Source organism: Rhodopirellula islandica (assembly GCF_001027925.1).
Classification (GTDB): Bacteria; Planctomycetota; Planctomycetia; order Pirellulales; family Pirellulaceae; genus Rhodopirellula; species Rhodopirellula islandica.
This window is the reverse complement of the sequence record NZ_LECT01000054.1, coordinates 149,766-164,930: the sequence shown is the minus strand read 5'-3', so window position 1 is coordinate 164,930 and position 15,165 is coordinate 149,766. Positions and strand designations below refer to the sequence as shown.

Annotated in this window: 11 protein-coding genes; 6 read left to right on the top strand and 5 right to left on the bottom strand. The window is 58.8% G+C overall.

Features of this window, described 5'->3' with window-relative positions:
- The first annotated feature begins 97 nt into the window (after positions 1-97).
- Complete coding sequence (locus RISK_RS26590; protein ID WP_047817449.1) at positions 98-1,105, top strand: PIN/TRAM domain-containing protein; 1,008 nt, start codon at positions 98-100, stop codon at positions 1,103-1,105.
- A 119-nt stretch (positions 1,106-1,224) separates the two neighbouring features.
- Positions 1,225-1,554: a co-chaperone GroES gene (locus RISK_RS26585; RefSeq protein WP_047817353.1), complete on the top strand. Its 330-nt coding sequence runs from the start codon at positions 1,225-1,227 to the stop codon at positions 1,552-1,554.
- A 46-nt stretch (positions 1,555-1,600) separates the two neighbouring features.
- On the opposite strand, the gene RISK_RS26580 is transcribed toward RISK_RS26585, so the two are convergent.
- From RISK_RS26580 to RISK_RS26570, 3 genes are read right to left on the bottom strand one after another with little or no spacing between them, the layout of a single operon-like run.
- The gene (locus tag RISK_RS26580) at positions 1,601-2,527 is read right to left on the bottom strand and encodes an ABC transporter ATP-binding protein (RefSeq protein ID WP_047817352.1); all 927 of its coding nucleotides are present in this window, start codon (positions 2,525-2,527) and stop codon (positions 1,601-1,603) included.
- Positions 2,524-5,226, bottom strand: coding sequence for a hypothetical protein (locus tag RISK_RS26575; protein WP_047817351.1), 2,703 nt, complete (start codon positions 5,224-5,226; stop codon positions 2,524-2,526). The genes RISK_RS26580 and RISK_RS26575 overlap by 4 nt, the downstream gene beginning before the upstream one ends.
- 50 nt (positions 5,227-5,276) lie before the next feature.
- Positions 5,277-5,603 carry a DUF6793 family protein gene (locus RISK_RS26570; protein WP_047817350.1) on the bottom strand — a complete coding sequence of 109 codons (327 nt, stop codon included), beginning with the start codon at positions 5,601-5,603 and terminating at the stop codon, positions 5,277-5,279.
- A 1,561-nt stretch (positions 5,604-7,164) separates the two neighbouring features.
- On the opposite strand from RISK_RS26570, the gene RISK_RS26565 reads away from it, so the two are divergent.
- From RISK_RS26565 to RISK_RS26550, 4 genes are all read left to right on the top strand, one after another.
- Entirely contained in the window at positions 7,165-8,493 is a 1,329-nt protein-coding gene (locus RISK_RS26565; RefSeq protein ID WP_047817349.1) for an APC family permease, read from the top strand.
- Positions 8,494-8,899: 406 nt separating this feature from the next.
- Positions 8,900-10,582 (top strand): L-lactate permease, encoded by a 1,683-nt coding sequence (locus RISK_RS26560; protein ID WP_047817348.1) that lies wholly within the window; start codon positions 8,900-8,902, stop codon positions 10,580-10,582.
- Between the two features lie 240 nt (positions 10,583-10,822).
- Positions 10,823-12,580: an FAD-dependent oxidoreductase gene (locus tag RISK_RS26555; protein WP_047817448.1), complete on the top strand. Its 1,758-nt coding sequence runs from the start codon at positions 10,823-10,825 to the stop codon at positions 12,578-12,580.
- A 41-nt stretch (positions 12,581-12,621) separates the two neighbouring features.
- The gene (locus RISK_RS26550) at positions 12,622-14,064 is read left to right on the top strand and encodes a BNR-4 repeat-containing protein (protein WP_047817347.1); all 1,443 of its coding nucleotides are present in this window, start codon (positions 12,622-12,624) and stop codon (positions 14,062-14,064) included.
- A 384-nt stretch (positions 14,065-14,448) separates the two neighbouring features.
- Here the strand turns inward: RISK_RS26550 and RISK_RS30465 are convergent, their stop codons facing one another.
- Positions 14,449-14,811: a type II toxin-antitoxin system RelE/ParE family toxin gene (locus RISK_RS30465; protein ID WP_236696741.1), complete on the bottom strand. Its 363-nt coding sequence runs from the start codon at positions 14,809-14,811 to the stop codon at positions 14,449-14,451.
- Positions 14,726-15,010, bottom strand: a complete 285-nt coding sequence (locus tag RISK_RS33730; protein ID WP_083435190.1) for an addiction module protein — start codon at positions 15,008-15,010, stop codon at positions 14,726-14,728. Before RISK_RS33730 ends, RISK_RS30465 begins: the two co-directional genes overlap by 86 nt.
- Positions 15,011-15,165 lie beyond the last annotated feature (155 nt).

Genomic DNA, 15,165 nt, shown 5'->3' with positions numbered 1-15,165 from the left:
ACCCCCTGGGCGTTCCAGCGGTAGCATCTACACTGAAGCCTCTCTTTCCGTCCCCCGTTTTTGCTGAAGCGGCGTTTTGACCAACGTCGCACACACCATGGCACTGATTGTCCTGCGATTCATCTTTTTGCTGTGCGCCGGAGGCGTTTCAGCAATCATCAACACCTCCCTGCCCAGCGGCGGGTCAGAGGCAGTGCCGTGGTTGACGTTTGTCGCCATCATGGGACTGGCTGTGGGGATTGTGGTGCTGGACATCTATGTCCCGCGAAAACGGATCGACACGATCACCTCGGTTTACTTTGGGGTTCTGATCGGTGTTCTGCTGACGTTCATCCTGACGATCGCCGCGGCGCCGTTGATCGAGATGACCAGCAACCTGCGAGTGTTCCAATTGGTCGTCGGTTTGGTGCTGTGCTATGTCTGCACGTCCGTGCTGTTGCAGACCAAGGATGACTTTCGGTTTCTCATTCCTTATGTGGAATTTGTCCGTGAAGTCAAAGGTTTCAAACCATTGGTGCTGGACACCAGTGTGGTCATCGACGGCCGAATCGCCGATTTGGTCGCCACGGGAGTTTTCGACAACCAACTGATCATGCCGCGGTTTGCCCTGAGCGAATTGCAGGCGATTGCGGACAGCAGTGACAAACTGCGTCGCACGCGTGGTCGACGCGGTCTGGACGTGCTCAACCGTTTGCGTGCTGACGAGAATGTGGACCTGCAGATCTTTGATCGCGAATTGCCAGAACTGGCGGGGCAAACGGTTGACTTGAAGTTAGTCCTGTTGGCCAAGCACCTGGAAGGCAAAGTCGTCACGGGTGACTACAACTTGAACAAAGTCGCCAAGGTCCAAGGCGTGCCGGTCATCAACCTCAATGAGATCAGCAATTCGTTGCGGCCGGTGTTCTTGCCTGATGAGTCGTTCCGATTGCGGATCATCAAACCCGGCGAAGGGCCTGAGCAAGGCATTGGTTACTTGGACGATGGCACGATGGTTGTCGTCGAAGGTGGCCGCCACAAGATCGGGCAAGAGATTGATGTGCGGGTGACCAGCACGCTGCAGACCAACGCTGGCAAAATGATTTTCACCAAGGTGGACGGCCGCTAAGGCTCGTTCGCAATCGGCCTGAGAAACAATCGCGTCGCGGCGACGGTCCATCGCGACGACCAAGGGATTCATCGCGAACTCCCACACGATCCATCTGAATGTGCTCTTAAGAAACAGACATGGCAAAAAAGAAAACCGCGCCCAAAGTATTTGAATACGTGGAGCCGATCGGTGATCGGGTGCTTGTTCGAAAAGACGAGCCCAAGCGAGAAACCCGAGGCGGGATCGCGCTTCCCGATGCAGCCGAGATCCCAACGATCACGGGACGCATCGTGACGATCAGCACCGTGGTCGAAAACGACGAGGAGTTGCCCCTGCGCCAGTACGACAAAATCCTGTTCCACCCCAAGAATGCGATCCCGGTGGATTTGGAACACGACAATCAGCTGTTCGTGGTTCCCGTGGATGACATCGTGGCGGTCTTCCGCCGCGACACGCCGGAAGAGTGAGCCCTGGCGGCCGCTTCAACGGTCCCTTCGCCGGCAACGGCGATCTTTATGAAACCAGGCCTTCGGTGACGCTCATGAAGACATCCTCGAGCGTTGGGTCTCGGTCGTAAAACGATCGCATCTGAACCCCTTGAGCAATCAAGTGATTCAGCAATGTGGCCAGCCCTGCGTCGTCGGTTTCCAGCTCCGCGATCACGCGATCGGGACGCAGCTCCAGGTCTCGCAACGCGGGACTGCTTCGCAGGATGGAGATCCCCGCTTCTGCGTTTTCGGTGAAGGCAATTTCGACCGTGCGGTTGCGTCGGATCTTGCGATACACCTGATCAATCGGTCCGCTCATCAGCAGTTGGCCTCGCTCGATGATTCCAATCGAGGTGCAGCAGTCGGCCAGTTCGGTCAGGATGTGACTGCTGATCAGGATCGTTTTTCCCATCCGACGCAGCTCTTTCAGCAACGCCTTGACCTCCACCCTGGCTCTCGGGTCCAGCCCGCTGGCAGGTTCGTCCAAGATCAACACCGGTGGATCGTGGACCAGCGTCTTGGCCAAGCACAAACGCTGCTTCATCCCTCTCGACAAACCATTGACGAAATCGTCTCGTTTATGCCCCAGGTCCAGCAGTTCGAGCACGTTGTCGATGATCGGTCCCCGTTGCGATCGGGCGATGCCGTAGGCGACCGCGAAGAAGTCCAAGAACTCCCACACCCGCATCCCGTCGTAGACGCCAAAGTTGTCGGGCATGTATCCAATCGCCCGACGGACTCCCATGGGATCGTTCATCACATCGCAACCTGCGACCTCGCCGCGTCCGCGAGTGGCTCGCAGCAACGTTGCCAAAAAACGAATCGTGGTGCTCTTGCCAGCCCCGTTGGGACCGATGAATCCAAACGTTTCTCCGGCATCAATTTGCAGGTCGATGGATTCGACCGCGGTGAACTCACCGTAGTCTTTGCCGAAGCCTTCCAAGGTGATCATGGCGTTTCCTTCGAGGTGTCTGATTCTTCGGTGTTGGGAGATTTCGACCGTTCCTGTTCGCTCGCTCGCTTTTCTTCCTCGAGCTTCGTCGTGCGTGGCCGGAAGTCGTCGGCCAAATTTTCGTCTGGCTGCGGCGTGTGCAGCGGTGAGTATTCCAGGTGAGCCAAGACAATCGTGCCGGCGTTCACTTGGCTGCACTTGGGAGAGATTTCCAATCCGCCCCAAGCGGAGCTTTCGTCCGCGTCGGCTTGGTCAGGCGGGACACTAGCAAGCCGTCCTAGCAAGCGAGTGGAGCCCGGCGGAACGAATGAGCTCGTCAGGATTCGCTGCATGCACAGTCGGATTCCCGAATCGACTTCGGACGAGACTCGGATCTGTTCGGCGGGTTGATAGGACAACGAGGGCGATTCCCCTGGAGCAACTCCTCCCAGCACAGCGATTTCGACGTTCGAGGTCGCGTCGTCTCCCGACGGGCGACGAATCACATAGACATCCGTCAGGTCCAAGTTGGAATCGTTGCGAAGCGTGCCTCCGTCTTCAGAGAGCGACAGCGGGCCCCCAACGGAAACCATTTGTTCGGTGTGCACTGCGGCGAAGGAATTGCTTCCTACCGCGATCCCGTCCAGTCTCGGTCCTGCATCAAAACCAAGTTGCAGTGTCAGTCCATCGGAACCGAACAGATTCGCGTTGCGTGAATCAGTCCGCCGAGTGGTCAGCATGGTGATCGCCGCGTCAGGGTTTTCGAATTGAACCGAGTAGTTGCTGGCCAACGAGTTGTACAATGCGATGGCACGAGTCAGATGCCCGCGATCGTGTTCCCGTGGGATTTCCAAAAACGCCAGTTCGTTTCGACTGCGTGCGAAGCCCATGTCCAGTTGCGCGGCACGCGCGACCAGGAAGGCTCCCACCAGTGCAATGGGAATCATCGCCAGCCATGCCCACTCAAGTCGCCCCATCCATCGGAAGACCGCGTAGTTGAGAGGAATGAGAACGATCAAATAGATCAGCAAGCTCTTCACCACCAATGACGAGTCGGGGATCGTGACTCCAATCCGTTCTTGCAGCGAATTTCGAAACGAGGTCAGCACAGGGCTGTCGTCTTTCCAGCCGCCGACGCCGCTGACCGGGTGCAGCAGAGTTTCTGACTCGAGTCGGTTTCGGTAGTCCCTGGGCGATCGAACGGACCCTCGTGGCGGATCGTTGACGGATGTTGCGGGGGCGGGCGATGCGGTGGGTGTGCTCGGGGACGTCCCCAGTCGCATGTCGCGTGTGAACAGTCGAAAGCTGGAGTTGATCGATGGCGGCACATCTTCCAGCGTCATGCCCACCAGCTTTTGTTCGAAGGAGGGTTGATTGAGGACGGCTGCCATCTCCTCTTCGGAAACCGTGTCGATTTCATCCTCACTGAGGAACGGTCTTGGGACCATTGATTGGTAGGAGTTGACCGTCTGGCATCGTCGTGGCGGCCGAGCGAGCACGGCGCTGTTGAAGAAGCTGTCGTAGGATTTCCAAGCGGTCATCCATTCGCTCAGGAGGTCCACCCGACTTTGAACGATTCGCCCCCGCCCGATTCGGCGTTGATAGACCAAGTCGCCATCGCCCAGAGACGTGGCGTCGGAGGCGGGTTGGCCGGCAACCGCGACGGTGCTGTTGTCGCCGGTCAGTCTGGCTTGGATCGCCGGGAGTGATTCGTCGGTGCGGACCTGATGCGACTTCAGAAAGGCAATCGCATTGTCGCTGTTGATTTCTTCGTTGCCATCCGATTGGATCGGCAGCAGCGACTTCAGGTTTGCGTCCTCGATCGCGTCAGTTCCTGGGGGACCGTTGACGATCAGGATCCCGCCAAAGTGCACCCAGTCCACAATGGCGTTGCGTTGCCCGGGCGTCAGAGCAGACGATGTCAGATCGTCCCAGAAGAGAACCGCGGTCGAGGTCCAATCCAGCATCGTTTCGGAAAGTGGCAAGACGCCTTGCGTGGGGGGGATCACGATCCGGTAGTTTTCTCTCGGGCGATAGTATTCGTCGATCGCTCGCAGCGGCTCGACCCAGTCCGATGTCTGCAGGCGTGTGAATCGCTCGGATCGTTCGGTCAACACCACAAAGAAGAAGGACTGAGTTGGCAGGGCGGCAAAGGTGCTTGATCGCAGGGGCACGGAAGAACCGCTTTGCGACGAGATGAAGTCCCCATCAAGTTGAAGTCCTGCCAGCACCTTGCCCCCAGCTTCAGGAGCCAGGGCACGGGTTTCCAATTCCCGACGTTGGCCGCGTGGCAACACGGCAGGCCGGCGGACGCGGAAGGGCTTGCCGACCGTTCGAGCGGCAGCGTCCTCGAGGCTTTGTTCGATTTCGGCTTGCTCCAGCGTGTCAGCGAACGCGTCGACGGGGCGAGTGAGTTTCGTTTCCGTCTGGATCACGCCGCGTTCGTCTTCGCGGTTGCTCTTCAGTGCCACTCCCGCAGCAAACCAGTGCCCTGGCTTGATCGCTCCGTCCGTGGCACCTTTGGTTCCCGCGTCGGGTCGCGTCGCAGGGAAAGCCTTCGCGGAGCTGAACGTGAAGGGAGGCAGCTTCTGCTGTTCGACCTCATCTTTGAGATCAATGTCCTCGGTTTGGCGGCATCCATCGCAGCCAGCGAGCAGAGGCACCAGCATCAACCACGCAAACCACAGCCATGGGTTGGGGAGCGACGCTGGTTTCATCATGGAATCTCAATCGGAAAGGAAAGGATGTGGGGAGGCCTCAAGCGAGTCCTTCACCATCCCATCACCATATTGGATTCGATCGCGATGCGGGCTTGTTCGAGGTCGCAGCCAGTTTCCATTCGGTACAAACGGATTGCGTTGACCTTGTCGCCCGCTGATTTGCTCAGGCAATCGCGAGCTGTCATGCACGGGTCGAGCGTTCGGTCGGTCAGACCCAAAGCACCTTTGCTGATCACCCAAGAATCCCGAGGGCGTTTGGTGAGCCGCATCAGTTCATCTTCGGGGTACGCGTCATCCACCACTTCGCGAGCGGCGTCTTCATTTTCAGCCCAGGTGATGATGATGTGGGCGTCGGTTTCGATTTCGAACAAAGGCATGGTCGAGACGTTCGTTGGAGGAAAGGGCCGTGACGCAGCATGCGCTTGCTGGTCCTACATCCTAATCCACACCAGCACCGGGCTGTAGGTCCACCGCCAGCGATTCTCGTTTGCTCTTTGTGCCCCACCTCAGTCCCGACAGGGACAACACGTTGTCCCCACGTCTCACCTCAGTCCCGATAGGGACGACGCGTTGTCGCCGCGACTCACCTCAGTCCCGACAGGGACGACACGTTGTCGCCACGGGCGTCAGCCCGTGGAAACAAACTCCCCAACAACCCACCAAGCCCTGAAGGGGCGACAGGACTCAATCCGCCCGCACCACCTGCCGTCCCTCCGGGACTTCGCCGATTCGTTCCCTCGAAACCCATCGGCTGGCGCCGATGGCTACATCCTGTCGCCACTTCGTGGCTGGTGCGCGGAGGCATCCGATCGACCCGATTTCGCGACCGAACTCCATTCCAATTGGACGACGCGCAGTGCTCGCGACTCAACTCAGTCCCGACAGGGACAACACGTTGTCGCCACGTCTCACCTCAGTCCCGACAGGGACGACGCATTGTTGCCACGTCTCACCTCAGTCCCGACAGGGACGACATGCTGTCGCCACGGGCGTCAGCCCGTGGAAACAAACTCCCCAACACCCACCAAGCCCTGAAGGGGCGACAGGACTCAATCCGCCCGCACCACCTGCCGTCCCTCCGGGACTTCGCCGATTCGTTTCCCTCGATACCCATCGGCTGGCGCCGATGGCTACATCCTGTCGCCACTTCGTGGCTGGTGCGCGGAGGCATCGGATCGACCCGATTTCGCGACCGAACTCCATTCCAACTGGACGACACACAGTCCTCGCGACTCACCTCAGTCCCGACAGGGACGACATGTTGGCACCACGTCTCAACTCAGTCCCGACAGGGACGACATGTTGTCGCCACGGGCGTCAGCCCGTGGAAACAAGCTCCCCAACAACCCACCAAGCCCTGAAGGGGCGACAGGAGTCAATCCGCCCGCACAACCTGCCGTCCCTCCGGGACTTCGCCAATTCGTCTCCCTCGATACCCATCGGCTGGCGCCGATGGCTACATCCTGTCGCCACTTCGTGGCTGGTTCGCGGAGGCATCGGATCGACCCGATTTCGCGATCGAACTCCATTCCAATTGGACGACACACAGTCCTCGCAACTCAACTCAGTCCCGACAGGGACAACACGTTGTCGTCACGACTCACCTCAGTCCCGATCGGGACGACATGTTGTCGCCACGGGCGTCAGCCCGTGGAAACAAACTCCCCAACAACCCACCAAGCCCTGAAGGGGCGACAGGACTCAATCCGCCCGCACCACCTGCCGTCCCTCCAGGACTTCGCCGATTCGTTTCCCTCGATTCCATCGGCTGGCGCCGATGGCTACATCCTGTCGCCACTTCGTGGCTGGTGCATAAGACAGGAGTCAATCCGCCGGCTCCACCTGCTGTCCCTCCAGGGCTTCGCCGACTTGTCTCCCTCGATACACTCGCGTCCACCGCCAACGCCCCTCTCGCTTTGATTTTCACGTTGCCCGCTCATGACCGCAGATTTGCAATCATCCCGCACCCCAGAGCCTGCACAACTTCGCCGTGACGTGGGTCTGTTCGGCGCCATGATGATGGGACTGGGATCGATCATCGGCACCGGGGTCTTTGTCAGCATCGGAATCGCGGCGGGAATCACCGGCCCATCCGTCGTGTTTGCGATTCTCGTTGCCGCCTTGGTTGCCGCCTTCAATGGGCTCAGCAGCGCACAACTGGCGGCGGTGCATCCAGTCAGTGGCGGCACTTATGAGTACGGGTATCGCTGGCTGACACCATCGCTGGGCTTCACGGCCGGCTGGATGTTTCTGTGTGCCAAGTCCGCTTCAGCTGCGACCGCCGCGTTGGGCCTTGCCGGGTACGCCCTGCAACTCCTCGAAATCGATCGCGTGGGTTGGGTCGTGCCAGTGGCCGTTGGTGCGGTGCTTGCAACGACGTTGTTGTTGCTGGGCGGGATCCGGCGGTCCAATTGGACCAACATTGCCATCGTCAGCACGACGCTGATCGCGCTGGCCAGCTTCGTGATCGCAGGCTTGCCGGTCGCTTGGCGAGAAGGCTTCGCCAACATGACACCGCTGTTTACATCGGATCATCCCGCGACCGCAACGCGGCAGTTCCTGGAGGCTTGCGCGTTGATGTTCGTTGCCTACACGGGCTATGGCCGAATTGCGACACTCGGCGAAGAAGTCCAGACCCCACACCGGACGATTCCGCGAGCCATCATTGCCACGCTGCTGGTGTCTTCGCTGCTGTACGCAATCGTTGGAGGCGTCGCGGTCGCGGCAGTCGGAACGGGGACATTGAGTTCCACCTCTCAACCAACCTCGCCGCTGCAACTCGTTGCGAACCAATTGAATTCACCGCTGGTCGCCAAACTGGTTTCGATCGGCGCCGTGACCGCAATGCTCGGTGTGCTTCTCAACCTGATCCTCGGCCTATCAAGAGTTGTTTTCGCGATGGGCCGACGCGGTGACTTGCCTGGTGGTTTGGCGACGGTCTCGAACCAGAGTTCCACGCCATACGTCGCTGTCATCGCGGTGGGAATGGGCGTGGGATCACTCGCGCTGATCGGTGATGTCAAAACGACTTGGTCGTTCAGTGCCTTCACCGTGCTGGTCTACTACGCGCTGACCAACCTCGCAGCAACGCGTCTGACCGTGAACGAACGCCTGTTCCCTCCGATTGTCCCCTGGCTGGGCTTGGCCTCTTGCCTGGGTTTGGCGTTCTGGGTGCAACCCAAAATCTGGATCATCGGACTCGCTTTGGTCGCGATCGGCTTGGTGTTCCAACGATGGATGCAGCAACGGAGTGAATTGGCAGACTGATCGCTGGTCAATCAAGCGGATCATCGAAATCTCTTGCCTACGCTTTTGAAGCTGTGTTCATTTCGTTGATGGCCAAACGCCTTTGGCAACCCCATTCGTAACGTACCCTCCATCCATGGGCGATGCCGTTGTCTATGATGTTCATGGAAGATGGCCAATCAAACCAATCGACAAGACGCAACTTCAAAACTTGCAACGCGTCCCAGTGCATCAACAGTCAATGATCCGACTGGTGTGTTACCGGAGGGTTCGCGTCCTTCCTCCTACTCTCGTCTCAAAAGTTCCTTCCCAATGATTTCGAAGCCAAACTCAAGAACGCAAAGAGCATGCTTCATTGCCCACCCAAGACAAGCAGAATGAAAACCAAGAGTCCTGAACGATCTTTGCGCCCTTGGGGGCAACCTTGATGCTCGCTCTGGTCGCCTTGCTGCCGATCCTGACCGTTGGCGTGTTGTTGGTCGGGCTGCGTTGGCCGGCTGCACGCGCGATGCCGGTCGCGTTTGTCTTGACCGCCGCGTTGTCGGCTTTGGTTTGGCAAGTCCCCGCTCTGCAGGTCGCGGCCGCATCGATCAAAGGCGTGATCATTGCAGTCAGTTTGCTATTCATCGTTTTCGGCGCGATTCTGCTGCTGGAATCCTTGACGGTCAGCGGCGCGATCAGCACGATCCGCTCTTCGTTCAGCAACCTGTCGCCCGACGCTCGGGTTCAAGCCATCATCATCGCGTGGCTGTTCGGATCGTTCATCGAAGGAGCCGCCGGTTTCGGCACCCCGGCGGCCGTCTGCGTTCCGCTGTTGGTCGGGCTGGGATTCCCAGCCTTGGCCGCGGTCTTTTGCGGCATGATCATCCAAAGCACGCCGGTCTCGTTTGGCGCGGTCGGGACGCCGATCTTGGTCGGCGTCGACAAAGGTCTGTCCGGATCCGCCGCCGCTCAAACGCTGGCGGTTGAGCAGGGACTCGTCCCCTGGTCCGAATTCCTGCAACTCATCGCAATCAAAGTCGCGGTGCTGCACGCGACCGTCGGGTTGTTCATCCCGCTGATCATGGTTTGTGTGCTGACCAGAACCTTCGGTGCCAACCGTCAGTTTTCCGAGGGACTGGCTGTCTGGCGGTTCGCTTTGTTCGCCTCGCTTTCAATGACGGTCCCGTACGTGTTGACGGCGATCTTCCTGGGCCCGGAATTCCCCTCGCTGATCGGTGCCTTGGTCGGTTTGACGCTGGTGACGACGGCGGCCCGTCGTGGTTGGATGATGCCACGGGACGGCAAGGTGTGGACGTTCGCGGAATCGTCCACGTGGCCTCCGGAATGGACCGGGCGAGCGCCGGACGCAAAGACAGAGCGGGACACGCTTGCGTCTCCCAACGCGATGCGGGTCCTGCCACCCTGGTTGGCTTGGACGCCGTACTTGTTGGTTGCGGTGCTGCTGTTGCTCACCCGCTTGGTCGCCCCCGTGACGGAAGCGATCCGTTCGGTCGCCTGGAATTTCGATTCCATTCTTGGCTGTTCGTCCGTCAGCGTTCGGATCGAACCGCTGTATTTGCCAGGAACGATTTTCGTGGTGGTTTCGCTGCTGACGGTCGCGTTGCACCGGACACCAACCGCAGCCACTCGATTGGCGTGGCGTCGCAGCTTTCGCATGATCGCTCGGGCTTCGATCCCGTTGCTGTTTTCAGTGCCGATGGTTCAAGTCTTCATCCATTCCGACGGCGGTCGCGATGGAACACTGGATAAAATGCCGATCGTGCTCGCAACGCAAGCAGGTCAGTGGATGGGCGACGGATGGCCGCTGGTCGCGCCGCTCGTGGGTGGCCTGGGAGCCTTCATCGCCGGATCCAACACGTTCAGCAACATGATGTTTTCCGAGTTTCAATTTTCGGTCGCTCAACACATCGGCACGGATCCGACTTGGGGTGTGGCGTTGCAAGCGGTTGGAGGTGCTGCAGGCAACATGATCTGCGTTCACAATGTGGTCGCCGCCTGCGCCGTGGTCGGCTTGCTCGGACAAGAAGGCCTGGTGCTGCGCCGCACCCTTCCCGCGTTCCTGTATTACACGCTGTTCGCAGGGATCATCGGTTGGATCATCTCTTGATCGTGTGTCTGCGCTGACTCGATGAAGGATCGCGGCGCGCGAGCATTCCATCTCTGGTCGATCAAACCCATTCGCCTGCCGAAAACCAGCCCGCTGGAGAGGCTATGATGCTGTGCTTCGGAGCGTTTCTATCTGTGGAGTTTCAACATGAGTCGATTTGCGTGGCTGGCCGGGGCCGTGATTTTATTCTGCGGTTTCAAAGCACCCCCAGCGGTGGCTGCCGATCCCAACGTTGACGTGGTGGTGTACGGAGCCACACCAGCGGGCATTGCCGCGGCGGTGGCTGCTGGTAAATCCGGGCAGTCGGTTCTGTTGATCGAACCGACCAACCGAATCGGTGGATTGGTCACCAGTGGTCTGTCGCACACCGATTTCCATTCGCTCGAAAGCCTCAGCGGGGCGTTCCTGGATTTTGCGAATCGTGTTGAAGCTCACTACATCGAAACCGATGGCCCGGACTCGCCGCAGGTGGAGGCTTCCTACCACGGCACATTCGGCGAACCCAAAGTCAACCTCGCTGTGTTCCACGCCTTGCTGGACGAACACCCCCGCGTGGAACGGATCCATCAACACGCTCTCTCGGCGTTGAAGCTCTCTGAATCTCAATCGCAGAAACGCATCGAATCGGCCACCTTGGTTGACCCACAAGGCAACACGCGGACGATTCGCGGCAGCGTCTTTGTCGACGGCAGTTACGAGGGCGACCTGATGGCGATGGCAGGAGTCGAGTGGCGGGCTGGTCGTGAAGGACGCGATGAACACGGCGAATCGCTGGCACCAGAAGCCGCAGACGATCAACTGCAAGCCTACAACTTTCGCTTCATCATGACCCAAGAGGAATCCAACCGCGTGACCCCTGTCGCTCCGCCTGGCTACCAGCGTGAAGACTTTGTGGGCGTGCTGGATGCGATCGCATCAAAGAAGATTGAACGTGTTTTCGACTACCCGAGCAAATGCATTTTCAAAGCCCACCTGCCCGTGTTGCCCGGTGGCAAATACGACATCAACGATGTCTCGCGAGGCTTGGTGCGGCTTTCATTGCCAGGCAAAAACCTCGGTTGGCCAGACGGCACCGCAGAAGAACGCCAAGCGATTTATGACGAGCACCTCCGAGATCAAGTCGGGCTGCTGTATTTCCTGCAAAACGACCCGGAGGTTCCCGAAGCGTTTCGCCAAGAAGCCAAGCAGTGGGGATGGTGCCGCGACGAATTTCTGGACACCAATCATCTGCCACCGCAACTGTATGTGCGAGAAGCTCGCCGCATGCAAGGAGTTTCCATCTACACGCAGACGGACAGCGAGTACGCAGAGGAAGGCACGCGTGCGAAATTCCACCGCGACTCGATCGCCATGGCGGACTACGGGAACAACTGCCACGGCACCCACCACGAAGGGCCCCGTTTCGGCGGCAAACATAGCGGCGAGTTCTACAATCCCGTGCCGCCGTATCAGATCCCCTACGGAGTCTTGCTCCCCAAAGAGATCGACAACTTGTTGGTACCGGGGGCCGTTTCATCCTCCCACGTCGGATTCTGTGCGTTGCGGCTGGAACCGGTCTGGATGTCGTTGGGACAAGCCGCCGGGCACGCTGCAGCTCTGGCCGTGCAGCTAGATCAACCGGTACAGCAAGTCGACGTCGCGAGCCTTCAAAGTCAACTGCACGCCAATGGTTCTGCCACGATCTACGTCAGCGACGTGCTGCCTGATTCACCCGACTTTGCCGGCGTGCAGTGGTGGGGCGCCGCTGGAGGACTGTTGAAACTGTATCCCGAGGGAACACCACGCAAACCACGCGGCAAGAAACTGCACGGGCAATACACCGAGGCCGCACCAGGGCACGCTGTCGAACTTGACCAACCGCTCGACGCCAAACTGGAACAACGCTGGCGAGCGTTGGCCGAGTCGATGAGTGTGCCGCTCGCTGGTCTTCCGAAGGCCAACGGCACCACCACCCGAGGCGATTTCATCCGCGCCGCGGCAACGGCAGCACGTGAATAGCCAGCCGCCTCCCCACCAACATCCCCACCTAAGAAAGCACCATGAAGACACAACTCGGATTGCCCACCTTGCTGATCGCAATGGCTTCGCTCTTTTTCGCTGACGATGCCCGTGCCGATGATCCGGTGACGCTGAACCAAAAGGCCGATGGCTACCGAGGCATTTGGTACATGAACCAGCCCTCGGGCGATGAATACGTCTACAAGTACAGCGGTGGCCTGGGAACTTACTGTGCCAAGCACAAACCGTTTGCGATCCACTGCGAACAAGTCAACAAAACGTTCTTCTGCTTCGGAGGCGCGACGGCAGACGACAGCCGCAAGTTGCTGCACATGGTTTCTTACTACGATCACGAAACCAACACCGTTCCCCGCCCCACGATCCTGCTGGACAAGCAGACCGACGACGCGCATGACAACCCCGTGATTTCCGTCGACGACAAAGGACACATTTGGATCTTCTCGACCTCCCACGGTCAGTCACGCCCGTCCTACATTCACCGCAGCAAACGTCCCTACGACATCGCCGAGTTTGAACTGGTGGAGGCAACTCGCGCCGAGGAAGACGGTCGCACGCCGATCAACAACTTTTCCTACATGCAGATGTGGCACTCGGACAACGGCTTCCAAGGTTTTTTCACCCGCTACAACTACCCCGCTGCCCGAACCATTTGTTTCATGAGCAGTCCTGACGGTCGCCAGTGGAGTTCGTGGCAACGCCTGGCCGCGATCGGGCAAGGCCATTACCAAGTCAGTGGCGTCGGCGCGGCCAAAGCAGGGTCGACGTTCAACTATCACCCGCAAGGCAAAGGACTGAACTGGCGCACCAATCTGTACTACCTCGAAACAGCTGACAACGGAGACACCTGGCGAACGGCCGGCGGCGACGAACTGACGCTGCCGCTCAAGGAAGTCCACAACCAAGCACTGATCCACGATTACGAAGCGGAAGGTCTGAACGTGTACCTGAAAGACCTTCGCTATGACACCAACGACCATCCCGTGCTGCTGTACATCACCAGCAAGGGATACGAATCCGGCCCCAAGAACGATCCTCGCACCTGGATGCTGGCACGCTGGACAGGTAGCGAATGGAAACGCTCGCCCATCACCACATCGGACAACAACTACGACGCCGGCGAACTCTGGTTGCTGGCCAAAGACGACTGGCGAGTCGTCGGCCCAACCGAACCCGGACCGCAGCCCTACAACCCGGGCGGCGAAGTCGCGATGTGGAAGAGCGTCGACCAAGGCGCGACCTGGACCAAGAGGCGGCAAATGACCCAAGGCAGCGAGATGAACCACACCTACGTTCGCCGAGCCCTCAACGCGCACCCGGACTTCTTTGCCATCTGGGCGGATGGACACGGACGAAAACCGTCGCACTCCCACCTGTACTTTTCCAACGCAGCGGGCGACGTGTTCCAACTCCCACGGATCATGACGTCCGAGACAGCTCGACCAACACGTGTTGAGCTGAAGTAACGTCACGGGAAACACCCCAGCTGCAACAATCCAATATCACGCTGTCGCAGCATCAAGAAAAGATCGACAGAGCTCTCGCCACCGTGGAAGTCGTTACGGATGCCAAAGAGCGAAGGTGATCGCGAAGCGACTAACGCAAACACCATTCATCGACCCGGCCCAACTCGAAACACCGTGCCACTGATCGAAAGCGGCCGCCCAAAGCATCGCCCCGAACCGGAACGCGGATAGAGCCCTCCGTCAGAGCAGGCACCAACGGACAAAACCACCAGGGAACGGTCGCCGGCTCGCCCTCACCGCAAAGCGGCTCGCCTTGAATGAGCATTTAGATCCAGGCTCGTAACTCGCTGACCCTAAATCCCGAATAGTTAGGCGACCCTAACGCTACCGGCCGCAACAATATCCAGGACGGCGTTTTGCATGGGCAACTGCAATGACAACGATACGATCATCGTTAACGCGAAAAACTATTTGAAACGGAAACTTGATGACACTACAGGATTGGTGCCGATCGTCAATGCTGAGGAACCGTTTGGGATCGTCCATGATTGGCGCAACCGCTACATCAACTGCCACCAAAAAGTTGCGAGCAGCTCTCGAACTTCGTTCGGCGTACCATTCGGCGGAATCGGAAAGTTCAATTGTCGCATCAGGGTGAAAATCAACCTGCATCGCGGACAGCGTTTTGTTCAAACAACCGGGCGCGAATCGTTGACCAGCTTTCAGTTTCGACAGTTCCAGTGTCAATCTCATTGCTGCGGCGGTCGATCTCAGCAAGCCACTCAGGTGAAAGACGTGGTGGATGGTCGTCGGGAACCGACGAGGCCAAGTCGTCGATCAGTCGAAGACGGTCGTCGATCGGCAGTTGCGTAGCGTTTGCAAGAATGTCTTGATATTCAGACTTGGCTAGGTCGCCTAACGGAAGTTCTTCACGACACCGCTTCACTCAGAAGCCAACAAGCGTCGCAACTCCAAACAGTTTACCAAAGGATTGCCACGTCGCCAAAGAGGCGGTGTCCGCGTCGTTGCCAACCAAAATGCGTCAACGAAGCGAACGACGCGGCAAACCAAACAACGCTCCAACGACGAAGCCGCGGCTCT

What these genes read in the sequence shown, in the direction of transcription:
- RISK_RS26580 (WP_047817352.1), bottom strand. Translation starts at nt 2,527, where the DNA reads ATGATCACCTTGGAAGGCTTCGGCAAAGACTACGGTGAGTTCACCGCG.
- RISK_RS26585 (WP_047817353.1), top strand. Translation starts at nt 1,225, where the DNA reads ATGGCAAAAAAGAAAACCGCGCCCAAAGTATTTGAATACGTGGAGCCG.
- RISK_RS26560 (WP_047817348.1), top strand. Translation starts at nt 8,900, where the DNA reads ATGCTCGCTCTGGTCGCCTTGCTGCCGATCCTGACCGTTGGCGTGTTG.
- RISK_RS26570 (WP_047817350.1), bottom strand. Translation starts at nt 5,603, where the DNA reads ATGCCTTTGTTCGAAATCGAAACCGACGCCCACATCATCATCACCTGG.
- RISK_RS26565 (WP_047817349.1), top strand. Translation starts at nt 7,165, where the DNA reads ATGACCGCAGATTTGCAATCATCCCGCACCCCAGAGCCTGCACAACTT.
- RISK_RS26550 (WP_047817347.1), top strand. Translation starts at nt 12,622, where the DNA reads ATGAAGACACAACTCGGATTGCCCACCTTGCTGATCGCAATGGCTTCG.
- RISK_RS26590 (WP_047817449.1), top strand. Translation starts at nt 98, where the DNA reads ATGGCACTGATTGTCCTGCGATTCATCTTTTTGCTGTGCGCCGGAGGC.
- RISK_RS26575 (WP_047817351.1), bottom strand. Translation starts at nt 5,226, where the DNA reads ATGATGAAACCAGCGTCGCTCCCCAACCCATGGCTGTGGTTTGCGTGG.